Source organism: Gloeothece verrucosa PCC 7822 (assembly GCF_000147335.1).
Taxonomy (GTDB): Bacteria; Cyanobacteriota; Cyanobacteriia; order Cyanobacteriales; family Microcystaceae; genus Gloeothece; species Gloeothece verrucosa.
In genome coordinates this window covers 2117045-2143734 of the sequence record NC_014501.1, presented here as the reverse complement: position 1 = coordinate 2143734, position 26690 = coordinate 2117045, and the positions used below count along the sequence as shown (strand labels likewise).

Sequence of the window (26690 nt, the reverse complement as noted above, 5' to 3'; positions counted from 1 at the left end):
TCATGTCTGACCCCGGCATTGTAACTTGGTTACAAGAAAGAACTGCTCTGAGTCTTTGTCCTCAAGAAGTCTTAGAAGCACTTGCTCCTCATCTAGAAACCCGCATCATTCCTATTTATCAAAATGTGGCCATTGAAGATAGCGCACCCGATGGGCTTTATATTCTACGTTCCGGCTTGCTAGAAAGTAACAGTAAGCGGCTAAGTCCTGTAGGGTTACTGCCAGGTTCAGTGATTAACCTACAAGCTTTAATTTTAAAACAACCCGTACAAGCCACCATTACAACCCTTAGCGATTGCGAGTTTTGGTGGATTAATGCCGCAGAATTTAGCAAAATTATCGCCCAATATCCTGAAATAACGCAAATTTACTCGCAAAAACTAGCCGCCACCGTTGAAGAACTTTCTTCTCAACTGAACTTTGAACAACAACGTCAGACCATTTTACGTCCTTATCTAGTCAGCAAAGCTAAACGAGGGGTCATTGGGAAAACTCGCTATGCTGTCAGGTTGAGGGCAGAAATTAAAAAAGCCGCCGCCAGCCGCGAACCGGTTCTAATTTTTGGCGAACCGGGCTTAGAAAAAGATAATCTTGCCGCTTTAATTCATTTTGGTTCCCCTTTTCGTCGTCAACCGATCATAAAAATTGATTGTTCAAAACTTCAAATCAGTGGGGCAGATTTATTTGGCCGCGCCGGGGGAAAAATGGGGTTAATTGAAGCCCTTGGAGAAGGCACTCTTGTCTTAAATAATCTTCAAGAACTTCCCAAAGAACTATTCAATGGGATTAGCGAATTATTGCAGGAACAAACCTACACCCCCATCAGCCGCAAAGAAGATGCAACCCCTACTAAAAAGCTCTCACAAGCTCGAATTATTTTCATCTCAGAGCGAACTGTCCCAGAAATTGACCCTTTAGTGCCACTAAAGATTAAAGTCCCTCCCCTAAGAGTCCGCAAAGCTGACTTAGATGAGTGGTTAAATTATTATCTAGCCCTAATCTGTCGAGGCAAAGGGATAAATAAACCCCAAGTGACCCCAGAAGCCATTAGACGTTTACAAGCTTACGATTTTCCCAATAATTTAAGAGAATTAGAAAGTTTAGCCCAACGAGCCATTGTTCAACTCCAAGGAACAACGGTGATTACAGAAGAAATTATATGGCCTTCAGCCAGTAAGAAAAAGCTATTTCGGCTCAATTTACTGAATGTTTATCCGGCTTTGCGTCGTTTTTTACGCAGTCCTTGGTATCCGGACCGCATTAATTATGGATTTACCGCAGCCGCTTTTGCCTTAGTGGTGGGGATTTTATTTCTCGGACCACAGACTCGACAAGAAAACTTTGCTCTCAATTTATTTTGGGCCTGGTGGTGGCCTTTGGTGTTAATTGGCTTTCCTTTTGTCGGGCGGCTGTGGTGTGCCTTTTGTCCGTTTATGATTTATGGAGAAATTACCCAAAAACTTTCTCTGTGGTTATTTAAAGGAACACTGAAAAAATGGCCCAGACAAGCGGCTGAACATTGGGGAGGTTGGTTTTTATTTGGCTTATTTACCCTGATTTTGCTGTGGGAAGAACTGTGGAACCTGCAAAATACGGCTTATCTGTCGGCTTGTCTGCTATTACTGATAACCGCCGGAGCCATGATTTTTTCGGCTATTTTTGAGCGCCGTTTTTGGTGTCGTTATCTTTGTCCCATTGGGGGAATGAATGGGATGTTTGCTAAACTTTCTATGACCGAATTACGGGCGCAACAAGGGACTTGTTCAGCCGAATGTACTACTTATCAATGTTATAAAGGTGGTCCCGCTAAGGGAGAAGGACAAGAAACTGGGGGTTGTCCTTTATATTCTCATCCGGCTCAATTAGAGGATAATCGAGATTGTGTTTTATGTATGACTTGTTTGAAAGCTTGTCCTCATCGATCAGTTGAGTTTAATTTACGTCCACCGGGGATTGAATTATGGACGACTCATGTTCAAAGGCCGGATGAAGTAGCTTTAATGTTATTGCTGTTTGGTGCTGTTTTTTTACATCATTTAGCAGAAATTCAAGCCCTGTTTCAAGTGCAATGGAATTTATCCGAGTTTTGGTTACATTTAGGCTTGTCTGTGGCGGCTTTAAGCCTGCCGGCTTTAGTGGTGCTGATGGCTTATGGGTTACGAAGCTTAAGCTTTCAAATCACTCAGATGCTCAAACCTCGTCCCTTTTTTGAGTTAGCTTATGGCTATTTACCCTTAGTATTAGCGGCGAATTTAGCTCATTATTGGCGATTAGGATTAGGAGAAGCGGGAAGAATTTTACCGGTGACTTTGGCGACTTTTGGTTTAAAGGGTTCCCATCTGCCTATCTTAGTCGCTCATCCGGCGGTGATTGCTTTTTTACAAGGTAGCACCTTAATTTTAGGGATTATGTTCTCGATATTTTTAACCCAAAAGATCGCCCGTCAACCTTTTTTCACTTTATTAACTCAACATTTGTCTATTGTATTTTTAGGAATGTGTCTCGGGAAAATTGTGGTAGGCTATTGATTTCTCCCTCGAAGGAATTCCGAGGGATTCTAATGGGATCAAAAATTTAATTTGAAAAACTCGAACCATTAGACATCGGCCAATCTTGACGTGGAGGAAAAGATTGCTCGGAGTGTAAGATTGTAGAACCGGCTTCGATGGGACGATTAAGACGAAGGGCAACCCCAAAACCAACACCAGCCGAGGTAGCAACAGCACTCGTTAAGACTAGAAATTCTAACAGAAACCAAATTCGACGAACACGACGACGAACAGTCCGAGGGGCAAAGTTTTGATGTTGGTTGGACAAAGAGGTCATAGGTGTTTTACTGTACAGATGAGATTGAAAGTTTATGATTTAAGGGACTTTTTTATGAGTTTATTGCCTAAAAATAGGATTTTAGTGCCGATTGATTTTTCAGAAGCTTCATTTCAAGCTCTGGATGAAACCTTAGCTTTTGTAGATGATCCTGCTCAAATCTATGTTGTTCATGTCCTTGTGCCTATTTCTCCCGTAGAACCCGGAGTAATTTGGGCAGTGATTAACGATCAAACTCGGAAACAGAATGTTGAAAAAGTATTTGATCAAAAATATCAAGAATTTATTGACCAGGGAATTCATTTTGATGTGCTGATTGGCGATGCCGGCACGGAAATCGTTAACTATGCTGAAAAACATAACATTGAGTTGATTGTCATTCCGTCTCATGGGCGAACAGGATTAAGTCGTTTGTTATTGGGATCTGTCGCTGAGAGGGTTGCTAGATGTTCCCATTGTCCTGTTTTAATTTTGCGAAGGCACGGAGAAATGTTAGGTTAATTGGAAAAAGGCAAGAGGCAGGAGCCAGATTTTTAATTTACTAATTAGGTAGGCATCAATAAACGAACAATCGTTAAAAATGTTGTTTATTGCCTGTTGCCCCATTGCCTGTTGCCTATTGCCCGTTGCCTGTTGCCTGTTGCTGCTTGCGGGAAATCCACTCTATTAAAATGGGATTAACCAACTCTGGCGCTTCATCTTGGGGGCAATGTCCTAGTTCTTTAAGGGGAATAAACTGTTCTACAGTAGGGAATTTAGCGTATTCTCGCCCTAATGCGATAGGTTCCCAAGGGTCTTCTTCTCCCCACAGAAAAATAGCACTACAGGGTAAAATTGGTAGTAAGTCTTCGGGTAATGGTCCCCCAGAATAACCTGTAAAAGCGAGAAAAACATCGGCAGCACCCGCATCAAGGGCCGGTTTCATCAGCATCTCGATCAATTCCTCTGTGACTGCTTCTTTGCGCCGGTAAGCTTGCAGGAGTATTTTTTGTACCGTCTGGGGTTTAGCAATCTGTGCAAAAAAGAAATGTCCAATCTTTTGATTAGTTAACAGTTTTTGAGCGATCCCTGCTCCTAAACTCCGATACCAGGGAATTGTAGAACGTTTGCGCTCATGGAGGAGCCGCAGAGAACAATTAATGGCGGCAATGCCTAAAACGAGTTCCGGATAATCGACGGCGGCTTGCATAATCACCACACAACCAATGGAATTGCCCACTAAAAAAGCGGGACTTCCCACAACTTCCCGACAAAAATCGGCTACTTGCTGCCCCCAAGTTTCAAAGGTGTAATCTATTTCTAATTTAGGTTTAGGTTTAGCTGATCCACCAAAACCAATTAAATCCAGCGCATAACAACGACAGGTTTGTCCTAATACCGGTAAATTTTTGCGCCAATGTCCCCAAGAAGCACCAAACCCATGAACCAGAACTACCGCCGGACCAGTATCACCGGCGCTTTGGTAACTAATGCGAAAACCCTTCCACATCCAAGTTTTAGCCGCAGTATTAGATAAGAGAGCTTCAGAAGACATCATCATTACTGAGTTAATTAAATTTATTTACATTGTGTAATATTTCTTAATTCAGAGCAAGCTAGAGAATTTCCTAACCCAGAAAAGAAAAATTTTCCATTCCTACCACATCAGTCTTCAACTTAAAAACACTGCCGCTTTTAGGATATTTCATCAAATCGTCATCACTCATATCTTTTCGGGCCGTTGTAATATAAAGCTCATTAAACTTTTCGCCGCCAAAGGTGCAGGAATTGACATACTCGCCGACCTGAAGGTACGGCGATTCTTCCATACTTACGCGTCAGGAATTCCTGTTTCAACGAGACAGCTTAAATGTTCAACATCTCTGTTAAACACCCAGAGGCCGGACTCTTGGCAGGCGTTTGGGTCGGTTTGCGGATGCCCTCCGCTACCGTTGAGGTATGCCCCCAATTGCTTCAACCCTTTAGATAAGATGTTCCGTGCTGCATTATGATCCCTGTCTAAAACTGTTTCGCAACTAGGACATTGATGGGTTCTAGTGCTTAAAGTTTTTTCAACTTTTGTGCCACAAACTGAGCAATCAATCGTCGTGAAATGCGGTGGCACAGCAATACAAGTTATCCTGTGAATCTTGGCGAAATAGTTAACCCAAATTGTGAACTGATACCAAGAAGCATCGCTGATACTCTTTGCTAATTTATGGTTTTTAACCATATTCGACACAAGCAGCGCCTCATAGACCACCAGATCATGAGATTGGACTAACGCCAAAGCATCTTTAATCGCTTTGTCTTTACGTTGTCTAGAGACTTTTAAGTGTAGTTTAGCTACCTTTTTTCTTTGTTTATGGTAGTTATTAGATTGTTTCTTTTTGCCTTTACAGAAACGTTTAGATAATCGTCTAGTAGCTTTCTTTAACCGTTTCTCAGACTTTCTAAGATATCGGGGGTTTTCTACTGTATTGCCATAGGAATCTGTATAAAACTCTTTTAAGCCCAAATCAATTCCAACGACTGAACCAGTAAACTCGTGTTTTTCTTCTCTGTCATAATCAATCAAAAATTGACAGTAGTAGCCATCTGCTTGTTTTACTACTCTAACTCGCTTAATTTGCTGTTCCGAGTAATAAACCAAAGTTTTATTACTACACCATAGGTCAAACTTACCAGCTTTAAATCCATCAGTAAAAGTGATTTTTCTTCTATCATCAGAAAGTTTATAGCCAGTTACTTTGTATTCAACTGAGCGCGTGTGCTTTTTGAATTTAGGAAAACCTTTCTTTTTAATAGATGGGTTACGACAGTTGGCATAAAACCTTGATATAGAAGCCCAAGCTCTATCAGCACTTGATTGACGCGCTTGAGAGTTTAACTTGTTTGCCCAAGGCGTTGTCTTGTCTGAAGCTAAAACAGAACAATGTTTTTGAAGGTCATTTCTAGTAGTACCTTTATTATCTATCCAATACCTAACACATTTATTTCTAATGAATTGTGCTGTCAATATAGCTTCATCAAGCCTAGAGTATTGTTCAGGTGTTCCGTTTTTTAGTTTAGCTTCGACAACTAGCATTCATTTATCCTCGACCTTGGACTATTCCAGTTTAACACAATTTACCTGTTTTTGCTAGAATTAAAATAAAAGCCGCCGTAAACGGGTGGGGCTTTAAACCCAAAATTTTCGGTAATCCTACTACTACCCCTCCACTCTTTCTGGGAACAACACAACTGACAAATTCTTCTAGTTGAATCATCCGGGATTGATGCTGTTGAGGCTGATAAACATGAAGCCGTTTACTGTCAATATCAACCCAATAGAGGCGTTTTTCCGAGTTATCCCCACTGGGACATTCTCCTAAGGTCGCTTCTGTATCAATGAGTAATTCCAGTTCAATAGCCATAAAATTTTTGAGTCTCTCAATTGTTTGAATATTTTCTAGTAGAATCAGAAATGATCATCGTATAATTATTTAATCATAGTCCCATTTCGGCATGACAAAAACCTTATTGCAACCCATAGATCAACTGTCCCTCGGCTTAATAGCGGCTTTGAGTGTCGTAATTGGCGGCTTAATTTGGGGAGAAAAGGCTTGTGGTAATTATTGTTTTATTCATACTGGGCCAAGAGTTAAACAATTCAGTTGGAACCATAAACAAGTTGGCTCAGAAGATACATCTTTTATTATCAGTTTTGATCGTCCGATGGATCAAAGCAGTGTAGAAAAAAATTTAGTCATTGAGCCTCCTTTACCGGGTAAAATAAGCTGGGCAGGACGACGGTTAGCCTATACGCTTAAAACACCTGTGCCTTATGGAGAAACCTATAAAATCCATTTGCAAGGAGCTAAAGAGCATTTTAAGAACGAGAAAACTGACCAGATGCTCGAACCTTTCTCAAGTGAATTTACCAGCCGCGATCGGGCTTTTGCTTATATAGGAACTCAGCCGAATGAACAAGGACAATTAATTCTCTACAATCTAACTCAAAATAAAAAAATTGTTCTTACGCCTCCAAATTTAGTGGTGATGAATTTTAAATTTTTTCCTCAAGGCGACAAAATTTTATTTTCTGCGGCTGACAAAAGTCGAGGGAGTTTTGGCATTAGAGAATTACAACTCTACACCGTAGAAACGGCAGTTCAAGGCCAAGATAAGTCAAACTTATTGCCCAAAATGGAGCTAGTTTTGGACAATAAAGACTATCAAAATAATCAGTTTGATCTAGCTTCTGATGGAAAAACAGTGGTGATTCAACGAGTAAATCGGGAAAATCCTGCCGATTTTGACCTATGGAAGTTGACACTGGGGTCTAAACCGGAACGCTTAAATGTCTCAGGAGGAGACTTTCTCATTACACCCGATGGGCAAACTGTGGCGGTCGCTCAAGGTCAAGGAATTGCGCTGATCCCTTTACAAACCCATAGCCAAACTCCGGAATTTTTACCAAAATTTGGTCAGGTTCTCAATTTTTCTCGGGATGGTAAGGCGGCGGCTATGGTCAATTTTAATACCGATAATGCTAAACTACGCTATATTCGCTCTTTGTATTATGTGAATAATCAGGGAATCCAAAAAGAATTGCTCAAGGTAGAAGGTTCGATCATCGATTGTCAGTTTAGTCCCAACGGAACGGCGCTTTATTGTTTGCTCACTCAGTTACTCAATAAAGACGAATATGTCGAACAACCTTATTTTGTAAAAATCGATCTTGAAAGCGGTCAAGTGCTTCCTCTAGTGAGTTTACCGGACTATAGAGACATTCAGATTAGTTTAGCACCTGATGGGCTAGGTATCCTCTTTGATCAGTTGATCACTCGTAGCACTCCTACTCCTAATGATCTTTTAACCAGTGATTCAGGAGAGGCGATTGTTGGGAGTCGTCTGTGGTTATTAATTCCTCCCAATGGAAAACCGGTTAAGGGAAGTAAACCTGAGTTAGAAGTTTTACCTTTAGTCGGGTTTCATCCTCAATGGTCTCCTTAAATAGCAATAGAGAGAAACTAATTAATAGAGTGGATTATATTCTCTTAACCCACTCTGATGTTCTTAGGTTCTCGTTGTTTAAAGTAGCTCAAGGAGAGCTTATGAGTAGATAGGATTTTGACTACACTTCTACTGTAATCGAGTACAGTTCACCTGAAAATCGTAGAAGTACCGATTTTTTCAGGAAATAACTAGGAAAATATGTAATAATACTAATACTAGGAAATTTGGGAAATTACAATTCTTCAAAAATTATTGAAAAAAACCGATAATGATTGTTACTTCTATTGTACGAGCCGCTCGAGTAGAATCTGCTCAACCTCCTTACAACACCCTTCATCTAAAAATTTTTTATCCTTCTCAAAATGTAGAGAGAAAAATAGGCTCTTTTGACGATGATGTGCCTGTTGATACTCAATTGGCCCCTTTTCCAGTTGTCATTTTTCTCAATGGCTTTAAATGCGGCATGGAAATGTATCAATGGTTAGCCGTGAAATTGGTAGAATTAGGTCTAGTGGTAGTAACTTTTTCTTGGATAGAAGAATATTTTCCTCACAAAATTGGACAAACACCAGGTATAAATTTAAAAGCCTGGCAACCTGATACTTATGGGAAGGTACCGAGTAGTTCCCTCTTACCGACTATACTAACTGAATTGGAAAACTTGAATAAACAAGGCTTTTTAGCTGGGCTGTTGAATTTAGAAAAGATTATTTTAGGGGGACATTCAGCCGGCGGCAGACTAGCGATCGAAAATGCGAACCCTGGCTTTTTTCCGCAAATTGTGGCGGCTTTTTCTTATGGAACTCAAACAATTGGGCCAGTAGTTTTAGGATTTGAGCCTAACACAATTTTACCCTTACCTGATCAGCTTCCTCTGCTGTTGATGGGTGGCAGTAAGGATATCTCTTTAAGTTATTTAGCGGCTACAAGCGGTGTTATGGGTGATCCGATCACCCCTGTGCGGCGAACTTTTGAAGAAGGGTTAACTGGCGGGAGAAATGATAGTTATTTTTTAATTTTTGAAGGTGCTAATCATTTTTGTATTTGCGATCCTTTAGACGGGAGTTTAAAAAAGTCTTTTTTTGATCTCAATACGACTCCTCAAGATGAAGAATTTCGCTTATTAATGGTAGAATTGATTAGTCTTTTTATCAAGGCTAATGTATATTCTTTACCCGAAGCTTTTCAAGCTCTTGACCATTGGTTAGCCACTCCCAATCCTTTAATAACTTGTTTTGAGCGTAAATAATCATAATAGTAAGTAGCCGGACACTCATTAAAGTTAACTGTGAGGTTAGGGTGTCGGGTGTCGGGTGTGGGGGAATTGTGGGCGTTTTACAATTCGCGGGTACAGAGAGCTTTATAGAGTGTCCAGGTACTTAGTAACCCAGATTAGAGGTTAATTTAAGCGAATCATGGCTCCTTGAATACTAATAGTTCCGTTGGCACTAATATTAATATTGCCTTGTGCTTGTATGGTCAGATTTCCGATAGATTGAACGGTGATAGAAGCTCCCCCATCATTCATAGTAATTTGATGACCGCTCGTGGTTTTGATATCTATTTTTTGACCAGCATCATCCATTTTAATTTGATGACCATTGGTGGTTTTAATTTCGATGTGGCGATCACTGTCATTAATACGAATTTGATGTTTTTTGGCCGTTTCTATATAGACACCGGATTTGGACGCGCCTTTATCTTCTTCGACAAATTGTAATTTATGACCGATACGGGTTTTAAATGTTCTTAAGCGGACTTTTGCACCTACGACAGAATCCTCTACTGGTTCGGGGGGTTTATCTTTTCCATTCCAAACCCCACCAAATACATAAGGACGGTGAATATCTCCATGTTCAAATCCGATCAAAACCTCATCATTCACTTCAGGTAAACAGTCAAAACCTCTTTGTATTCCTGCCCCAATGGCTACTACTCTAGCCCAATAACTGGTATGGTCTTCTGTTAGTGTGGGCATTTTGACTTTAACTCGTCCTAACCCATCGGGGTCTTTATTATCGGTTACTATGCCAACTAATAATGTTTGTCCGGGTTTGAGATAGGTAGATGGAGACAGTGTAGTTAAGAGATTTCCGCCTCTTAAACCTCGCACGGTAAAGTCAGTGCTATAAACCCGTTTATGATAAATATGACGAGTTTCTGTAATATAATATTTGCCGTCATAAGGCCCCATTTCTTGAAGTTTAACGACTTTCCCTACTCGGATTTGAGGATTTCCCTCTCCTCTAGCATCTGCAATGACATATTCTCCCCCTAATTCATTACATAAAGCTTGAGCAATTTTATCCGCTTCTTTTGAGTTAAAAATTGGTTTGTCTACGACAATCATTTTTGGGGTGGTTTTAAATTTACTGCTGACACTTTTTCCTTTACCATTGGTATTTTCGGTGATCACTTGATCGGTTTCGGCAGTAGAAACAATGGCTTTTTTTTCTTTATAGTCCCATCCCCTCACTTCTACTTTATTAACTTGTTCAGCACTACTCACTCTGACCCGAAAACTATTGATATGTTTTAACCATTTTAATTCTAAGTTTCCTTTTTCTTTCGGCTTATGAAAATTTAATTTATTGTCTTGTATATATAATTCATAACCTAAACGGAAAGCTCTGTCCCTGAGAAATTCCATATTAGTTTGATTTTGTTGAAAAAGATAGTCATGAGGAGCGCCGCTATTTTCTATTTCACCGGGTTTAATACTAACTTCTGAGGCGATTTTCTTGACGATATCACTATCAGTCATATTTTGATAAGAGCGATTATATCGTCCTCGATGCAGTCGATGAGAAGCATCATAAGCACGAACAACAATTGGTGCTTGAGATTCATCGGTAAAATGACAGTCTATACCAGTAATGTCTCCTTCAAACATAGGAGATGGTTGTTGATCTTTTTCTTTAAATTGTTCTGTGGTGCTTGCTTTGAATTTGATTTTAATAGATTTGCCTATTTGGAGTAACTTATTATGTTTCCAGGGTTTTTCTTTATCATCTCTACCAGGATAATAGTCATTATTGATAACCAGAGTACATAAACTTGGCATATGTAAGCTTTCTTCCACAGAAAGATGAAGAATATCTTCAATAAATTTACCATCCATTTTTTGGTTATCTATTTCTATTTCTACTTCCGGAACTTTATATTGTTCACCACCCATTAAGCACCTCCTGTAATAATTGACTATTAACTATTGACTATTGACTATTGACTAATAACTTTATACCCAATTAGTTACTTGATTGTTATTCCATCTACTATTTCGCTCTCTATCAGCTTGTGTTGCTTGTGCTGAGGGATTAGAATCGCCAAAACTCGGATCAATTTCTTTAAGAGTTATAGAAGCTTTTGCTCTTACTGGACTTCCATCCGGTAAAAATAAAGTAAGTTGATAATTAACCGATTCTACATAACATCTTAAATAGTTGACATTTCCCCAGCGAAACATATAAATCGGTGGGCGATCTTTACCCTGAACAAATTTGACAGTTTTTGTCAATTTTTCTAAATTTTTCCCTAAGTCTCGCTCTTGGTTTTCATAAACATCAAAAATGATGTTATTAATGGTGATTGTCGTGGCATTAGGATGAGCAAAACTAACTTTTGGAATTCCTTCTTGATCAGTTCTAGCACCTCTATTTTGAGTGACATCTGCTTTTCTATTAATACTAATTTCGTTGGGATTAAACATGAATTGAAAGGTATAATCATCCCCATCTAAAGAATATAATTCTGCTTTTTTAACTCGTTCTTCTTTATTGCTTTCTCGGTTTCTATTTGAACTAAAATTGCCGTTTACCATTTTATTTGCTCCTAAAATTTTTTAAGAAATATTCAAGCTTATGGATATTTACCAAGGAAGTCGGCCTGAATAATACTTCCCTAGTCTCTCTCGTTCTACTTCTAAGCGCTGCCGCAGAAGATGGTAAATTTCTCGCGCTAAAAGCTCTAAATTATCTTTTTCATCTTCACCGGTTTTACTACTTTCTTGTTTTTCTTCAATAGGGGTTACTAATTCTGTTTTTTCAGCACTGGGTGTATTAGGTTCAATAGTTCTCTCAATCAAAGGATTTTCAGGATTTGCTTGTATTGATGAATCTGCATCGGATTGACTTGAGAAATTTGGGGTTTCTGATGGTCTATAATTAATAGAAGCTGGTTCATAACTGAAATTTTGATGTGCCTCGATAGGCGACACGGTAATTGATCCTAAATCTGGACTTGTTTGACCTAGTAATTCTTCTATATTTGACCAACTTTCAGGAATATCTTGAGCCTTTCTAGAGATAAATTGAGAGGGATTTTCTGATACAACTTGTGTAGTTTCTTCAGGTTCAGATGTTGGCGAATAAATATTTTTAGGATTTTCTTGAACAGGGAAAATTTTCTTGGTTTCAGTTTCATCTGTCTCATTGCTTGAAGCCGAAAAACTAGAGACTTGTTCCCTAGAACTCGAAACAATCGGCGCAAGTGTAACAGGAGAATTTATGGCTTCATCTACTATTGAATCTAAGGAATTTTCGGAAGAAGGTAATTTATTTATTATTGGTTTATTTTCAATATTTTTGCTTTCTTCTACAAGTATTTGAGGAGTATTTATAGTCATTTTTTGAGAGTCAATTTTACTCAATTTTTGCTTTGCAGAAATGTCTATTTGAACATCATTTTGTGGCAGTTCTGCAATATTATTGATATCTTCTCTACTACTCTCAGACTGTTCAACTTTAGAAGGAGTTGCTAGTTGCTGTAGTGTTGGAGTGGTTTGAACTGTAGTATCTAGAGGAATTTCTGCTGCGGTTGGTGATAAAGATGGTTCTTCACTTATCCCTATTTCTCTGACTTCTGTTGCCGCCTCCATTGCCTCTGTTTCTGGCAAATCTTCTAAAGAAGTAGGAAAATTAGTTGATAAAGCGGCAGCATTTTCTCTCGCCGGTTCTAAACGAGTTTGAAGGAGAATTTCTTGAGGGGTTTCTACTGCGGTTGGTGATAAAGATGGTTCTTCACTTATCCCTATTTCTCTGACTTCTGTTGCCGCCTCCATTGCCTCTGTTTCTGGCAAATCTTCTAAAGAAGTAGGAAAATTAGTTGATAAAGCGGCAGCATTTTCTCTCGCCGGTTCTAAACGAGTTTGAAGGAGAATTTCTTGAGGGGTTTCTACTGCGGTTGGTGATAAAGATGGTTCTTCACTTATCCCTATTTCTCTGACTTCTGTTGCCGCCTCCATTGCCTCTGTTTCTGCTAACTCTTGTGGAGAAGTAGGAAAATTAGTTGATAAAGCGGCAGCATTTTCTCTCGCCGGTTCTAAACGAGTTTGAAGGAGAGTATGTTCAGTAGTTTCTGCTGCGGTTGGTGATAAAGGAGTTTCTTCACTTATCTCTATTTCTCTGACTTCTGTTGCCGCCTCCATTGCCTCTGTTTCTGCTAACTCTTGTGGAGAAGTAGGAAAATTAGTTGATAAAGTGGCAGCATTTTCTCTCGCCGGTTCTAAACGAGTTTGAAGGAGAGTATGTTCAGTAGTTTCTGCTGCGGTTGGTGATAAAGGAGTTTCTTCACTTATCTCTATTTCTCTGACTTCTGTTGCCGCCTCCATTGCCTCTGTTTCTGCTAACTCTTGTGGAGAAGTAGGAAAATTAGTTGATAAAGCGGCAGCACTTTCTCTCGCCGGTTCTAAACGAGTTTGAAGGAGAGTATGTTCAGTAGTTTCTGCTGCGGTTGGTGATAAAGGAGTTTCTTCACTTATCTCTATTTCTCTGACTTCTGTTGCCGCCTCCATTGCCTCTGTTTCTGGCAAATCTTCTAAAGAAGTAGGCAAATTAGTTGATAAAGCGGCAGCCTTTTCTCTCGCCGGTTCTAAACGAGTTTGAAGGAGAGTATGTTCAGTAGTTTCTGCTGCGGTTGGTGATAAAGGAGTTTCTTCACTTATCTCTATTTCTCTGACTTCTGTTGCCGCCTCCATTGCCTCTGTTTCTGGCAAATCTTCTAAAGAAGTAGGCAAATTAGTTGATAAAGCGGCAGCCTTTTCTCTCGCCGGTTCTAAACGAGTTTGAAGGAGAGTATGTTCAGTAGTTTCTGCTGCGGTTGGTGATAAAGGAGTTTCTTCACTTATCTCTATTTCTCTGACTTCTGTTGCCGCCTCCATTGCCTCTGTTTCTGGCAAATCTTCTAAAGAAGTAGGAAAATTAGTTGATAAAGCGGCAGCCTTTTCTCTCGCCGGTTCTAAACGAGTTTGAAGGAGAGTATGTTCAGTAGTTTCTGCTGCGGTTGGTGATAAAGGAGTTTCTTCACTTATCTCTATTTCTCTGACTTCTGTTGCCGCCTCCATTGCCTCTGTTTCTGGCAAATCTTCTAAAGAAGTAGGAAAATTAGTTGATAAAGCGGCAGCCTTTTCTCCCGCCGGTTCTAAACGAGTTTGAAGGAGAGTTTCTTGAGGGGTTTCTGCTGCGGTTGGTGATAAAGGAGGTGCTTCACTTATCCCCATTTCTCTGACTTCTGTTGCCGCCTCCATTGCCTCTGTTTCTGCTAACTCTTGTGGAGAAGTAAAAACATTAACTGATGAAGCGGCAGCCTTTTCTCCCGCCGGTTCTAAACGAGTTTGAAGGGGAATTTCTTGAGAGGTTTCTGCTGCGGTTGGTGATAAAGGAGGTGCTTCACTTATCCCCATTTCTCTGACTTCTGTTGCCGCCTCCATTGCCTCTGTTTCTGGCAAATCTTCTAAAGAAGTAGGCAAATTAGTTGATAAAGCGGCAGCCTTTTCTCCCGCCGGTTCTAAACGAGTTTGAAGGAGAGTTTCTTGAGGGGTTTCTGCTGCGGTTGGTGATAAAGATGGTTCCTCATTTATCCCTCTTTCTAATTTTGTTTGAATTGAAGGAGTATTTTGTGTAAACGACTCAGTGGAAATAAGAGAAACATCCGACGGTTGTAAAGGGGTTGGGATAGCGTCAGATATTTGAGAATCTAAGTCTGTTTCTGAGGTAAAAACTCTATCTTCTGTGATAGGATTTTCAGAAGCTTTTTGCTCTTTTTGGCTTTGATTATCTTCAAAATTAAAATCAGAGGTTTGTGCTAAATAAGGGAGATCTGATTTTAGCTGCACTGTTAGAGGTTCTACTTCACCTAATTCTGTTTTCTCGAGATTAGACTGATTGAGTTGTTCTTGTAAAGGAAGAGACTGAGATTGAATTGTATCGCTAACAAAACTTTCTTGTAGTTGAATTTCAGATGAGTCCACTTGAGAGAAACTTGCTTGTTCTTCCTCAGCTAATTCTGTGGCGTTATATTGATCTTGGATAGACGAAGAATTCGGCAGAAAATTTCCCCAAGCTTCTCCCAAAAAATCTTCTTTTTCTTCTTGCCGCTTCGCTTGTAAGCTTGTTCCTTCATTAGCAAGAGAAACTACTCGATTAGATTCATAAAAAGGAGAATTTTTATAAGGATTATCCCATCGTTGATAATCCGGTAACCCATCTGGAAAAAAAACAAGCGGCTCTACTGTACCAAGAGAATTTGCTCCTAAAGGACTGAGAAATTTAGGATATAAAGCCACTATTCCGAGAGGCGGCTCAGTTAGCTTCTGTTCTATGGGTTCTTGGTTGCTATTGGTTTTGTTAGTCATTAGTCATTAGTCATTAGTCATTAGTCATTAGTCATTAGTCATTAGTCATTAGTTATTAGTCATTATTTTTTTATGATTACCTGCTTACTAAAAAGTTAATGACTGCCAAAATAACCTTGTGGCCCTCGTTCTTGCCCTTCCAATTTTATTTTAGGACTATTAGATTTTTCACTTTGAATATTCAGTCCTTCATAAGCTAACGTTAATTCTTCAATGGCCACTGTATTTGAATTAGCTTGTAAGGAAGGAGCTTTCCAGCCAATAGGAATAGCACCAATTAAGGTCCAACTTTGGATCGTTTCTCCAGCTTGATTAAAAACTAAAATTCTCACATTTTGTCGTTGTTTGGGTTCTCCTTTAAGAACTTGATTAATCCATTGCCAAAAAAGCATATCATCAGTAATGCCGTGTTTAAGAGTAACATCATTAAACTTAGCTTGCTTAATAAAAATTCGTTGCTGTTCGTTGACTCCTCCTTCTAAATAAACGTCTTTATCAATTTGCACTCCCACTCCCGAACATTCGCTAAAACAGGCTTTTATCTCACTTTTAATTTCTACATAAAAACGATTAGCGCTTAGATAATTTAAGACGCGCTCATCTACCCACGATGGACTTTTCATTTCAGTGCTATTTCCAGCCATTATAATAACTCTCCGTACTGTCTAATGCGTTCCTTTTGTAAACGCATATCTTCTAGCATCAGTTCGTAAATTCGATCACATAAATCTCTCTGCAATAAGGGATCGTAGAGTGCTTTAGCCGCTAATGACTTAATAAGCGCGATATACTCCTTATTGCTTGTCTGAAATACAGCAGGCGCAACATAACCCGCCGGAGTCGTCATGCTCTCAATCTGATTAAAAAAGGCTTGAGATGAACCAGAACTTGGGGAGTGGAACATAAATTTAGCAAAATTTTTTTGTTTTTTAAGCAAAGGAGAGTTGAATATCACCCTATCTTTAATCCTAACGATTATGTTGGCTTAACTCCCATTAGCCAAAGGTCGAATTTTTAAGAGCGAATTTGAACAGTAAACTTAATGTATTGTTCTTTTCCCAATTCTAATATGGCTCCATCATAAAGAGGATAAGGATGCCAAGGTTTTAAAAACTCGCCATTAATCTTCGTCCCATTTGTACTTTGATTGTCTACAATCATGTAATGATTGCTCTGCTCATCCCAAAAAATATGAGCATGAGGACGTGAAACTCTCTCAGCATAAGGAATATCCGTCAGATCAATCTCCGGATGCGGTTTTTTTGTCCCTCCTCTACGTCCAATATAAATTTTTTGTCCAGCCATCGCAAAGAATTCTTTTCCTGATGTATGTGTTAATTTTAAAGTCGGATAAGGAGTATGAACTCCCTCATATACTGTTGCAGGAGAGTCTTGAGGAAAAGAAAAAGCTAACGGAGGCGACGGAGGTGCGGCTATGGGGGTGGGGGGTTGCGCTTGCACTGGCGGTGCTGTGGGAGCTTGAGGCGCGGCTATGGGGGTGGGGGGTTGTGCTTGCACTGGCGGTGCTGTGGGAGCTTGAGGCGCGGCTATGGGGAGGGGAAGCGGTGGTGCAGGAATTGGCGGCTCTGCTATAGGGGTGGGAAGCGGTTGCACTTGAATTGACGGAGTGGAAAGGGGAGGAGGAGATGTCTGTTTAGTGGGTAAAGGTTCGCCGCAGAAGGGACAAAAATCTCCTTCAGGAACGGGTTTTTGAAAATAATCACATTGGGGATTTTGACATTTTACAATAGCCATTTTTTGCTAATATAGAATTGAATTATTTTAAAGATTGTAACGGAACAAGATTAGTTTCTTGCAATAATGTTTGTCCTTCTTCAGTGGTCAACACTTGAGCAAATTTCCGACCGATTTGATAGGCGGGTTCATCTCGATTATCTCTAGGATAAAGTACCACTAGAGGAAAAGCCAGGGGATACTGATTGGTTTGAAAGAGTTCTTCGGCTAATTGATAACTTCCTTTTTTACATAAATTTGTGCTTGGGTCTATACTATGATTATTCGGTTGAATCCAAACTTGTTGGGCATCGTCTCCTAAAAAGAAAATTCGTTTTAAAAAAGCAATGATTGGGGATTCTGTTGCCACTTGCAAAGCTAACGGATAGCCGCCACACTGCCCAAAAATTTGACTAGAAAATCCAAAACTTATGCCACCGATTTTTTCATTTTCAAACTCATACTGTAGGGTTCGTAAAGTTTGAAGAGTTTCTTTTTTTTGGATTTTATTCTGTTTTAATAAATCTCTAAAAGTGGCGATGACAGCAGGGTCTTGAAGAACTTTTTCTTCAAAAAGTTGAATAGCTGAGGGTTGTGTGGGAACATACAGTTTTACAGGCAGATCTGGACCTCCTATATCTTTCCAATTTTCAATTTTACCACTATAAAGATCCCGTATTTGCTCAAAGGTTATTTTGCCACCCAAGGCTTTAGGTAAGCCTCGCTCTCTTTGATCATAGCTAAAGGGAACCACTATTAACAAACCATCATAAGCGATGGCTTCTTGTTCGACACTACTCGAAGAAGCGGCGGCAATTTGACTGATTATAGCAAAGTTAGCCATTCCCTGAGCTACTTGCTGGCTGGCCTGTGAGCCATCGTTTGCTGAAATTGCTTGTAATATTACTCCCGGTTTGCGTTGTTGTAATTCGTCTATTAAACTTTTCTGGGTACTGAGCAAATTAGGTTCTAAGAATACATAACTGGCTGATCCGTCTTTTTCTAAAGTATAAGTAAAATTTCCTGGGGGAACCTCAATTTCTGCTATGCTAGGAATTAAAACCTTTCGATTTACAACCGGGTAAGATTTATGAGATAATCTCCCAACTATTCCTACAGTTATCACCCCTAAAATAACGATGGCTGGCGCAACTATCCAAGGCATCCAAGAACGCCGCTTAACCGCCTCAAGATCTTCGTCAGGTGTTAATTTCTGTTGCTCATCTGTCTGAGGTTTAGGTAACTTTAATAAAACTTCTCTGGCATTGGTGGCCGTAGCAAAAGAAGAGTTTAATCCTAACAGTTGCAAAATAAATTGTTTTAACGCTGGCTCTACCTTTGGCGGGGAAGAAGTTCCCGAACCTAGCCAATGTTGATCATTGCGAGGATCTAAACCGGTTGGCCCCATCAACATTTTAAACCCTATTTCTCCTACCGCCATTAAATCATCATTGACGGTTTTGGGATTAATTTGAGTATCCGGGCGATAAAATAAATATTCCCATAAAAGCAAATCAGTCAAATAAACAAAAAAATCTTGTTGATTAGATTCAGAGATCAATACACTATTTAAATTCAAATTGCCATGAACTAATCCCGTTTGAATTTGACCCGATGAAAATTGAAATCTTTGACCATGCAGAAACTCTAAGCTTTGCAAAATTTGATCTAATAAAAGTTTAACTTGATCGTTCGTCATTGCCCCATGACTCGATAGATAACTGCTAAGAGTGGGCAAAGTATCGAGATTACTTTTAGTAATTAAATAACAGCGTCTTTCCTGTTCATCGGCAACGGCTTCCCAAGGAATAATCAGGCGAAAATCTTTATCTCTTCCATCGGCTGCCGTAAGATTAGCCACACGCACAAAAGTGGCTTGACGTTGTTGAAAATCTTCTAAATTTTTAAAAGATCGATTGGGTAAAAGAAACTCTTTAATAACAATTGGTTGATTCTCGTTTTTTTGAATTCCTCGATAAATTCGTCCTATTCCTCGTTTACCCACTAAAGTACCGGTTTGATAAATGCCTCGTCTTCCCCGAATTTCTCGATTTTCGGCTAACGGTACCGGAAAACCACAGCCTAAACAAAATTTGGCTTGTGGTGTCTGTTGTAGGGTTTGCTGGGGATAATAACAACCTAAAGCATCATTGGTTTTACATTGGTATGCCGGATAAAAAGGATCGTTACGTTGCTCTTGAATCGGTATAGGAGCAGAGATATTAGGGATAGGAGTCTCTGTAGATGAGTGAGTAGCAGATGGTTCATTCTGGTAAGACCAAGGAAATTGTGCTTGAAAGGGTCTAACTTCTGAGGAATTGCCTTTAGCTGAGTCGCTTCCAGGAATATCTATGTGTTCTGCCGCCTCCACAGCTTTACGTCGCATTTCCTCAATAATGGCGTGCTGTCCTGATTGACTGGCCGGATTAAAACGACCAAAACTGACGATATATCTGATTCCATTTCTAACGCGATGGTAGAGGTCGGCAATTTTCATTGAAGTTTTCCTTGCTGCTCTTTACATTGTATTTTAATTAATATTTCTTTAGAATAAATGTAAATAAATATTGCTGTAAATTTTTTCTAAGTACAATATTTTCGCAAAACTCAGTGTGATAAATATAAAATAGAAAAAAAATATTTTTAAATCTAAAATGGAAAAGAGTCAAGGCTCAAAACAAAAGCATTGGCAAAAGCTGTTTGTTGCTAGTGCTTTAATGGTGGAAGGAGTAATGATTATCGATGGAAATAAGGGTTTAGCCACACCGATTTCTGAACAAGAGATGATTTTTTCATTAGAGAATCAGGAGCTAGACGGGAGGGAAATAAACCTTAATACCACGAAAGGATTAGAGCTTAAATTAGGTATTTTAGAAAACTCTGAGCAGAATTTCCCGCAAATAGTGGCTGAAAAATCTTCTTCAACCCTAATTCAGATTAATAAAGTCGAGGTAGTGGGGAGTACCGTATTTGGTGCAGCCGAATTAGATCCGATTATTAAACCGCTCGAAGGAACAGAAGCCACAGAACAACAGTTAAGAGAAGCGGCAAGTGCGATTACTCAACTGTATTTAAATGCTGGCTATCTTAACTCTCGAGCCATAGTTCAGGTAGCTGATGGAGTAGCAATTTTTCAAGTTTTAGAAGGTACGATTGGCAATATTGTTATTGAGGGAACAAGTCGATTACAAAATTATGTGCGCTCTCGGGTAGAATTGGGAGTCGGAAAGCCGCTTAATGTGAGAAAACTCGAAAATCAACTGCGTTTATTAAGAAATGATCCCCTTTTTAAAAATGTAGAAGCCACCTTAAAACCGCCTAGCACTGAACAAACGAGCGAAAACGAAAAAGCCCGAAGTACGCTTGTGGTTCGGGTAACGGAAGCTAATTCTTTTGGGGGAAATGTAGGAGCGGATAATTATTCTCCTCCCAGTATCGGTGCAACCCGATTTAATCTCAATCTTTTTTATCGAAATGTAACAGGTATCGGCGATCAAATTTCCACTTCTTACCGTCCTCGTTTTGAGACTTGGGAGGGAACTTATCGCTTAGATTTAAATTATCGCGCTCCTCTTAATCCGATGGAGGGAGCCATTTATTTTACTACTTTAATTGAGCGTAACCGAGTCATTAATAGTATTGACGATGCCATCAAAAATATTGGCGATTTAGGTATTGAGGGAAGGTCAGAAAGATACACTTTAGAGTATCGACAACCCCTAATCCGTACTCCTCGACAAGAATTCGCACTCTCGACCGGTTTTAGCTATTACAATGGTCGAACATTTTTATTTAATGATGTCCCCACACAATTTGGATTTGGCCCTAATAATCAAGGGGTAACCATTACCAGTGTTTTTACTTTTGGACAGGACTATGTGAGTCGTCAGCGTTCAGGGGCCTGGGGGTTGCGTTCTCAATTTCGCTTTGGAACGGGGATACTTGATGCAACAGAAAATCCTGAACCGATACCAGATGGTCAATTTTTTAGTTGGTTAGGCCAGGTGCAACGCTTACAACTCATTAACCCGAATAATTTCTTAATTATACAACTGGATTTACAACTCACTCCAGACCCTTTATTACCCTCAGAACAGTTTGTTATTGGGGGTGCAGAATCGGTGCGCGGTTACCGTCAAAATGTGATGGCGGGTGATAATGGAGCGCGTTTTTCTATTGAAGATCGCATTACTTTAGTCCGCAATCGAGCCGATAATCCCGTGTTTATTTTAGCTCCTTTTTTTGATGTGGGCGCTATCTGGAATGCCGAAGGAAATCCTAATACCATTCTGGCTAATCAAACGGTTATTGCAGGGTTAGGATTAGGGCTTATTTGGCAACCGATAGATAAGTTAAACATCCGATTAGATTACGCGCCGCCTCTAATGGACCTTAATATTCGAGGGGATGATGTGCAAGATGATGGGTTTTATTTCAGCGTTAATTATGGTTTTTAGCGGCTGGAAAAATGGTATTTACTGCGGCTCATTACAGTGCGTAAGTCTTAAACATGAGTGGGAAGCTTCCATTGGGATGCTCCCCAATTGTAATGATCAACAGGAGGCGAAATTCGCTTACCAAGGACTACCAATTAAAGTAAAAGAAGCCCAATAATAAGGATGAGATAAATCCGACTGTTCGCCGTTATTATTATTAGGTAAAGTAATATTTCCCTCTGGGGTAATTAATTGATTTCCCTCTTGTCTAACCTCTTGAGAAAGCATCGCTCGTTGAGCATCTCGTAAAGCAACCGCTTTGATCGGTGCTGTCTTTAATTGACGATAAAATTGATCCATCAAAGCGAGAGTACCCGTATCACCCACATACCACAGAGATGCGATGGCCGTTTTCACCCCTGCTTGAACCGCTAACCCGGCAAAACCCAATTCTATATCGGGATTTCCTACAGCCGTTTTACAAGCAGAAATCACCAGTAAATCAACCGTTGGGGCATCTAAATCCATATTTTGCCATTGAGGAAGCCTTAACTTTTGATTGTAAAGTTGAATATAACTTTCATTGAGATTATCAGGATTAAAATCAGCGTGAGTGGCTAAATGAACGATAGGAAAAGGCTCTTGATTGCGTTGACGTTGCAGGTTATTGAGAGTAAATTGTTGATTGAGAAAATATTCTCCCGAGCGAATTTGTCCGGCAATAAGCGGCAATTCAACACTCACCGCCGGTAAAGGTTGTTGCTCTTGCTCGGCGGGAAATTGCGAAGCACCAAAGGCTAAAACCGGCGCATTTTTAAGATTTCGATAGCGATAATCTACCAGATTCAGAGAAGGCGCTAACCCAACGGTATAGTCTTTTTGAATCACGAAATGTTTATTTTCCGGATCATTTTTATCATAAAGTGCTGCCAGAGGAATTAAACGTAGCCCAGTGGGCAGAAAAAACAATACACTATCAATTTTTCTAGCCGCGAGTTCCTGTTCCAAGGGAGCCAGAAGCCAATTATACAGTTGCTCCGCATCGGTTTTATAATCACTTCCCTGGTTAGAAACTTCTACATAAAATTCCTCGGCTATGGCTTGCACTTGTTTACGGGTTACACCGGGTAATTGTATGCGATAGGGCTTTCCTTCTCGCGTAATCAGCATTAATTCGAGTTCATAATTTTCTTCAGGAATCACCCCCAATACCGAAGTATTTTTATTTTGGGGTAAGCTCAAAGCATTTTGATACTGAGCGGTTAAATTGGCTTCTTTTGTGGCAAAATCTTCATTGGTTACTGAGCCATTAATCAAGCCCGGCGGCACAAAACTTACATAAATTAACGCCGGAATTTCTGAGGTTTCCCGCTCGATATAAGCCAATATTTCCCGAGTTTGTTCTAGAGTATTAATGGTGATAGTCGGTGTTAAAGCTGTAGCTGTTGTAATAGCAGGGGGTTGTTCAGGTTGAAAAACTTGAGGAATTGCCACCAAATTTCTAAAATCAACTGAAATAATCGCCACATTTCCCCGGCTGGTGGTAAAGGGAAAAGATCCAGCCGGTACAAACTGGAATTGCCCACTGTTTAAGGCTCCTGCACTTCCATTCACCGAAGGATCACCCACCACAAAAGGCGTTATTCCTCTGCCCCCATGACGAACCGTAATAGAACCGCCACCGGCTCCTCCTACCGTTGAAATGCTGGCTTCAATACCCGTTTGATCGGTAAAGCTATCTAAAAGTCTGACAAATTCTCCGGCCGCAATATTAACATTTCCTCCTGTTCCATTAGCTCCCCCTTGAGCGTTAATACTGGTAACCGTTACGTTTCCTTGAGGCGCTTCTAGGGTAACATCTCCACCATTAGCACCGGAACTATTAATGCCTCCAAGCGTCAAGAGATCCAAGAGTTGCTGATTGTTAATTCCTGGAATTACAAATCCGTTAGGATTACTCAAGGGAGAAGACATAAAACTTGCCTGATTAAGCATCACTGGACCCGAGGTTATATCTCCAGTAGCACTGCGAATGCTGATGTCTCCTCCCTGTCCACTAAAGCTAGATGAGACGATATAATTCGTAGAAATGTCGCCCTTCGCTTGCAAACTAATTTGCCCGGCATTGCCAAAAATAGATAGAGATAATAGTCCTCCAAAGCGGCGTTGACTAATGGCTTGAGCAATAGAGGCTATATTGGCATCTACGCCTAAATTGGTCAAAAATTCTTGAGTTAGGTTCTGGGCAAAAATCCCTGAAGAGGTATCAATGGCACCATTTAAGCTTTTTAGGGTAATGTTTCCTCCCTGTTTGCCTAGGCTACCTGTCACAATATTACTGGTGGTAATATCATTGGCGGCGGTAATGGTGACATTTCCCCCTTGACCTTGATTAGAGAAGGAAAAAATACCTAGTCCAACGGTCAGCCCTTGAGCTTGCTCTGCCGCCAGTTGGGGAACGCCTAAAAGGGTTAATAGGTTAACACTAGGGGCTTTAAAATTAGCCCCCGCCGCCGTATTCACTGAACCGCCTGTACTTTCTAGGGTGACGTTGCCGCCTTGCTGGGGTCCGATGGTTCCTGTAGCAATGATGCCGGTGGTAATATCTTTAGAGGCTTTTAGAGAAACGTTCCCGCCATTCCCTAAGCGCGATGCCGAAACTAACGCCCCCACAGTTACCTGTTCTCCTTGCACTTGTTCAGTGAGGTTAGTATTAATAGAGCCGCTTTTACTTTCTAGATTGATGTTGCCTCCTGTACCATTTTCATAAGAACCTGAGACAATAAAACCGGTTTTGATATTACCGTTAGCTGTAAGATTAACATTCCCTCCATCTCCTAATTCTGACCCTGATACAATGCTAGGAACTTTTAAATCATTCAGGGATTGAGGAAGATCTACGTTATAACCCACTCCTGTAGTGGTATCAATATTTCCGCCGGCATTGAGCGTCACATTACCGCCTACCCCGTTATCATCAGAATAGGTTATAATATTCCCCGTTGAAATATTGCCAGTTGCTGATAAATTAACGGCTCCTCCATTGGAGGTATCAGACTTAGAAAGTAAGCTTCCATTAACTGTAATAGAACCATTAGTAGCCGTTAAATTAATCGCTCCTCCATTAGCCGCGCTGGCACTGGTATCAAGATTTCCTACGGCTAGATTGGCTCCAGAAATGCTAATATCTCTGGCTGAGGCTTGGATCGTATCGTTAGAATTCATGGAAAAAGAGCCATTTCCGTTATTATCTGCATCCGCCGTCAAGCGAATTGAACCGCCGGGGCCTGGCTGAAATGTTAATTGATTATCGGCTAAATCGTTGATAGTAATGTTATTGGTTGCTTCTAAAACAACATTCGCTGTGGCGGGTAACTGTTCTAATTTGGTTTCAGAAATCGTAAAGGTTGCGCCTGTATTATTGTTAGCCGTAATTTCCGGTAATTGACTATCATTTGCTCCTCCATTTCCATCGACGATGGTGATATTTTCCGGGTCGAGTAATAAGGTTCCTAAATTCCCATTCGTCGCCGTTAAATCCACATTACCCTGAAAGCTGAGATTTTGCTGACCGGAAACTTCAGCGAAACCCCCATCACCGGCAAGTTGACCGCCACGCGCATTAATAGTACCGTTAAACTGGGTTGTCTGATCTGCCCAGACGATCACCTTACCGCCGTTTCCCGTTGCACCGGCATTAGCGTTTATCACTGATTGGCTGTCTACATAAGTATTTTGGGCGTTGGGAATTGTGCCTTGTCCTTGATAGTCGCCCCCGATGAGAACGGTTCCTCCTCCATTGCTTCCATCGGCTTTTATACTTGCATTGAGTAAACTCACCTGTTGGCCGGTAACGCTGATTTCTCCCCCTAATGCGGCGGCATTTCCATTAGATGTATTGAGGGTTCCGGAAACGGTTGCATTGCCGGGGGTGGTGGGAATGGGGGTATTAGTGGCGGCTAGTTGCACTTGTGATGAGGGGGTAACCACTAAGCCGGTATCTACAGAGCTTCCTGTTAATAGAGCCGGAACAGATCCCACCGTAAATGGTAAGGGGTTGCCTAACTCATCAGTGGGTACATTGACTTCTAAACTTAAAATCTGTCCTTCTTGGGAGATTTTCAGGCGGCTAGTGCCCGGAACGGCGGCAACGGTTATTTTTCCGCCAGGAGCCTCCATCGTTCCCGTATTAATCACCACTCCAGCCATTAAAGCTAGTTGTTGAGAGGGATTAACCTTCAAATTGCCGGCATTGATAATAGCGGCGGGATTAGAGTTACCAAAGACAAAACTGTTGGGATTTCCGTTAAGGGCTTGATAATTATTGGTTCCGAAGGCATTAAACCACCCACCATTAAATCCTATTCGGGTAGCTGTACTGGCGGTAAAATCTGCTGGTACATTCAAACTGGCTCCCGAACCAAAGATAATCCCGGCAGGATTAATTAAATATAGGTTGGAGTTGCCGCCAGTGACTTGAATCAGTCCGTTAATAATAGAAGGATTGCCGCCCGTTACCCGACTCAAAATGTTGACAATACTGGGTGAAGAGAGAAAATTAGCAATTTGACTCGCATTTAAGCCAAATTGAGAAAAACTTTGAAATAAATTTTTTCCATCTCCAGAAAGCGTCCCACCACCAATATCGAAGCGGTTACCATTGGGGGTGACTACTGTACCAGTTCCATCATGAGCGGGAGTAATTTCTTGAGCTTGAATCAGTTGAGGGCTTAATCCTAATCCCATTAAAGCAGCGATTAAGGCAATGTTTTTGTTCATATTTTTCTTTTTCAACTCCTCATCAACTTAAACTTAATCTGTGCGGCAAAAACTTATTATTAATCAGCTAATCTTAAGGATTCGCCAAACGAGATGTTTTTTTTGACAAATCCTCGTTGACTCAATCCGTTTGTTTTTTGATTTCCCAAGACCTATTAGTCTTAGGATGATGCTGTCAATGATAAATTATAATCCATTAGAACATTGAGAAATTTTAAGTTTATCAATTAAAACGTTAAGTTTTAAAAAATTGCAGGCTTAACGGGGATGAATAAGAACTGAGACCATTGAAATCTTGCCTCTTG

18 protein-coding genes are annotated in these 26690 nt (G+C 40.4%); 5 read left to right on the top strand and 13 right to left on the bottom strand.

Translation table 11 applies throughout. The features are described 5' to 3' along the window. Positions 1–2 precede the first annotated feature (2 nt). The gene (locus tag CYAN7822_RS09465) at positions 3–2528 is read left to right on the top strand and encodes a sigma 54-interacting transcriptional regulator (protein ID WP_013322028.1); all 2526 of its coding nucleotides are present in this window, start codon (positions 3–5) and stop codon (positions 2526–2528) included. Between the two features lie 46 nt (positions 2529–2574). On the opposite strand, the gene CYAN7822_RS09460 is transcribed toward CYAN7822_RS09465, so the two are convergent. Next, positions 2575–2826 (bottom strand): hypothetical protein, encoded by a 252-nt coding sequence (locus CYAN7822_RS09460; protein WP_013322027.1) that lies wholly within the window; start codon positions 2824–2826, stop codon positions 2575–2577. 54 nt (positions 2827–2880) lie between these two features. Here CYAN7822_RS09460 and CYAN7822_RS09455 point away from each other — a divergent pair, with 54 nt between their 5' ends. Then, entirely contained in the window at positions 2881–3327 is a 447-nt protein-coding gene (locus CYAN7822_RS09455) for a universal stress protein (protein WP_013322026.1), read from the top strand. A gap of 115 nt (positions 3328–3442) precedes the next feature. Here CYAN7822_RS09455 and CYAN7822_RS09450 read toward each other — a convergent pair whose 3' ends face one another. The 4 genes from CYAN7822_RS09450 to CYAN7822_RS09435 form a co-directional block, all read right to left on the bottom strand. Then, positions 3443–4366 carry an alpha/beta fold hydrolase gene (locus CYAN7822_RS09450; protein WP_013322025.1) on the bottom strand — a complete coding sequence of 308 codons (924 nt, stop codon included), beginning with the start codon at positions 4364–4366 and terminating at the stop codon, positions 3443–3445. A 67-nt stretch (positions 4367–4433) separates the two neighbouring features. After that, positions 4434–4634 (bottom strand): hypothetical protein, encoded by a 201-nt coding sequence (locus CYAN7822_RS09445; protein WP_041933188.1) that lies wholly within the window; start codon positions 4632–4634, stop codon positions 4434–4436. Between the two features lie 2 nt (positions 4635–4636). After that, positions 4637–5893 carry an RNA-guided endonuclease InsQ/TnpB family protein gene (locus tag CYAN7822_RS09440; protein ID WP_013322024.1) on the bottom strand — a complete coding sequence of 419 codons (1257 nt, stop codon included), beginning with the start codon at positions 5891–5893 and terminating at the stop codon, positions 4637–4639. A gap of 31 nt (positions 5894–5924) precedes the next feature. After that, positions 5925–6221 (bottom strand): SMP-30/gluconolactonase/LRE family protein, encoded by a 297-nt coding sequence (locus CYAN7822_RS09435; protein WP_041933187.1) that lies wholly within the window; start codon positions 6219–6221, stop codon positions 5925–5927. Between the two features lie 91 nt (positions 6222–6312). Here CYAN7822_RS09435 and CYAN7822_RS09430 point away from each other — a divergent pair, with 91 nt between their 5' ends. Together CYAN7822_RS09430 and CYAN7822_RS09425 are read left to right on the top strand one after the other, a co-directional pair. Beyond that, positions 6313–7803 (top strand): Ig-like domain-containing domain, encoded by a 1491-nt coding sequence (locus tag CYAN7822_RS09430; protein WP_013322023.1) that lies wholly within the window; start codon positions 6313–6315, stop codon positions 7801–7803. A gap of 271 nt (positions 7804–8074) precedes the next feature. Beyond that, on the top strand, positions 8075–9055 hold the full coding sequence (locus CYAN7822_RS09425) for an alpha/beta hydrolase (RefSeq protein ID WP_013322022.1): 981 nt from the start codon (positions 8075–8077) through the stop codon (positions 9053–9055). Positions 9056–9205: 150 nt separating this feature from the next. Here the strand turns inward: CYAN7822_RS09425 and CYAN7822_RS09420 are convergent, their stop codons facing one another. The 7 genes from CYAN7822_RS09420 to CYAN7822_RS09390 all read right to left on the bottom strand — a co-directional run bounded on the left by CYAN7822_RS09420 (position 9206) and on the right by CYAN7822_RS09390 (position 19667). Then, complete coding sequence (locus CYAN7822_RS09420) at positions 9206–10984, bottom strand: VgrG-related protein (protein ID WP_013322021.1); 1779 nt, start codon at positions 10982–10984, stop codon at positions 9206–9208. Positions 10985–11044: 60 nt separating this feature from the next. Then, positions 11045–11626 carry a CIS tube protein gene (locus tag CYAN7822_RS09415; protein WP_013322020.1) on the bottom strand — a complete coding sequence of 194 codons (582 nt, stop codon included), beginning with the start codon at positions 11624–11626 and terminating at the stop codon, positions 11045–11047. A 48-nt stretch (positions 11627–11674) separates the two neighbouring features. Further along, on the bottom strand, positions 11675–15436 hold the full coding sequence (locus tag CYAN7822_RS09410) for a hypothetical protein (protein ID WP_013322019.1): 3762 nt from the start codon (positions 15434–15436) through the stop codon (positions 11675–11677). A gap of 95 nt (positions 15437–15531) precedes the next feature. Beyond that, positions 15532–16080, bottom strand: a complete 549-nt coding sequence (locus tag CYAN7822_RS09405) for a phage tail protein (protein WP_013322018.1) — start codon at positions 16078–16080, stop codon at positions 15532–15534. Next, positions 16080–16340: a hypothetical protein gene (locus CYAN7822_RS09400; RefSeq protein WP_013322017.1), complete on the bottom strand. Its 261-nt coding sequence runs from the start codon at positions 16338–16340 to the stop codon at positions 16080–16082. The genes CYAN7822_RS09405 and CYAN7822_RS09400 overlap by 1 nt, the downstream gene beginning before the upstream one ends. Positions 16341–16450: 110 nt before the next feature. Further along, positions 16451–17191: an FHA domain-containing protein gene (locus CYAN7822_RS34505; protein WP_013322016.1), complete on the bottom strand. Its 741-nt coding sequence runs from the start codon at positions 17189–17191 to the stop codon at positions 16451–16453. Positions 17192–17213: 22 nt separating this feature from the next. Next, on the bottom strand, positions 17214–19667 hold the full coding sequence (locus CYAN7822_RS09390) for a substrate-binding domain-containing protein (protein ID WP_013322015.1): 2454 nt from the start codon (positions 19665–19667) through the stop codon (positions 17214–17216). 157 nt (positions 19668–19824) lie between these two features. Here CYAN7822_RS09390 and CYAN7822_RS09385 point away from each other — a divergent pair, with 157 nt between their 5' ends. Then, positions 19825–21627, top strand: a complete 1803-nt coding sequence (locus CYAN7822_RS09385) for a ShlB/FhaC/HecB family hemolysin secretion/activation protein (protein ID WP_013322014.1) — start codon at positions 19825–19827, stop codon at positions 21625–21627. Between the two features lie 117 nt (positions 21628–21744). Here the strand turns inward: CYAN7822_RS09385 and CYAN7822_RS09380 are convergent, their stop codons facing one another. After that, positions 21745–26385, bottom strand: coding sequence for a CHAT domain-containing protein (locus CYAN7822_RS09380; RefSeq protein WP_013322012.1), 4641 nt, complete (start codon positions 26383–26385; stop codon positions 21745–21747). Between the last annotated feature and the right edge of the window lie 305 nt (positions 26386–26690).

What these genes read in the sequence shown, in the direction of transcription:
- CYAN7822_RS09465 (WP_013322028.1), top strand. Translation starts at nt 3, where the DNA reads ATGTCTGACCCCGGCATTGTAACTTGGTTACAAGAAAGAACTGCTCTG.
- CYAN7822_RS09460 (WP_013322027.1), bottom strand. Translation starts at nt 2,826, where the DNA reads ATGACCTCTTTGTCCAACCAACATCAAAACTTTGCCCCTCGGACTGTT.
- CYAN7822_RS09455 (WP_013322026.1), top strand. Translation starts at nt 2,881, where the DNA reads ATGAGTTTATTGCCTAAAAATAGGATTTTAGTGCCGATTGATTTTTCA.
- CYAN7822_RS09450 (WP_013322025.1), bottom strand. Translation starts at nt 4,366, where the DNA reads ATGATGATGTCTTCTGAAGCTCTCTTATCTAATACTGCGGCTAAAACT.
- CYAN7822_RS09445 (WP_041933188.1), bottom strand. Translation starts at nt 4,634, where the DNA reads ATGGAAGAATCGCCGTACCTTCAGGTCGGCGAGTATGTCAATTCCTGC.
- CYAN7822_RS09440 (WP_013322024.1), bottom strand. Translation starts at nt 5,893, where the DNA reads ATGCTAGTTGTCGAAGCTAAACTAAAAAACGGAACACCTGAACAATAC.
- CYAN7822_RS09435 (WP_041933187.1), bottom strand. Translation starts at nt 6,221, where the DNA reads ATGGCTATTGAACTGGAATTACTCATTGATACAGAAGCGACCTTAGGA.
- CYAN7822_RS09430 (WP_013322023.1), top strand. Translation starts at nt 6,313, where the DNA reads ATGACAAAAACCTTATTGCAACCCATAGATCAACTGTCCCTCGGCTTA.
- CYAN7822_RS09425 (WP_013322022.1), top strand. Translation starts at nt 8,075, where the DNA reads ATGATTGTTACTTCTATTGTACGAGCCGCTCGAGTAGAATCTGCTCAA.
- CYAN7822_RS09420 (WP_013322021.1), bottom strand. Translation starts at nt 10,984, where the DNA reads ATGGGTGGTGAACAATATAAAGTTCCGGAAGTAGAAATAGAAATAGAT.
- CYAN7822_RS09415 (WP_013322020.1), bottom strand. Translation starts at nt 11,626, where the DNA reads ATGGTAAACGGCAATTTTAGTTCAAATAGAAACCGAGAAAGCAATAAA.
- CYAN7822_RS09410 (WP_013322019.1), bottom strand. Translation starts at nt 15,436, where the DNA reads ATGACTAACAAAACCAATAGCAACCAAGAACCCATAGAACAGAAGCTA.
- CYAN7822_RS09405 (WP_013322018.1), bottom strand. Translation starts at nt 16,080, where the DNA reads ATGGCTGGAAATAGCACTGAAATGAAAAGTCCATCGTGGGTAGATGAG.
- CYAN7822_RS09400 (WP_013322017.1), bottom strand. Translation starts at nt 16,340, where the DNA reads ATGTTCCACTCCCCAAGTTCTGGTTCATCTCAAGCCTTTTTTAATCAG.
- CYAN7822_RS34505 (WP_013322016.1), bottom strand. Translation starts at nt 17,191, where the DNA reads ATGGCTATTGTAAAATGTCAAAATCCCCAATGTGATTATTTTCAAAAA.
- CYAN7822_RS09390 (WP_013322015.1), bottom strand. Translation starts at nt 19,667, where the DNA reads ATGAAAATTGCCGACCTCTACCATCGCGTTAGAAATGGAATCAGATAT.
- CYAN7822_RS09385 (WP_013322014.1), top strand. Translation starts at nt 19,825, where the DNA reads ATGGAAAAGAGTCAAGGCTCAAAACAAAAGCATTGGCAAAAGCTGTTT.
- CYAN7822_RS09380 (WP_013322012.1), bottom strand. Translation starts at nt 26,385, where the DNA reads ATGAACAAAAACATTGCCTTAATCGCTGCTTTAATGGGATTAGGATTA.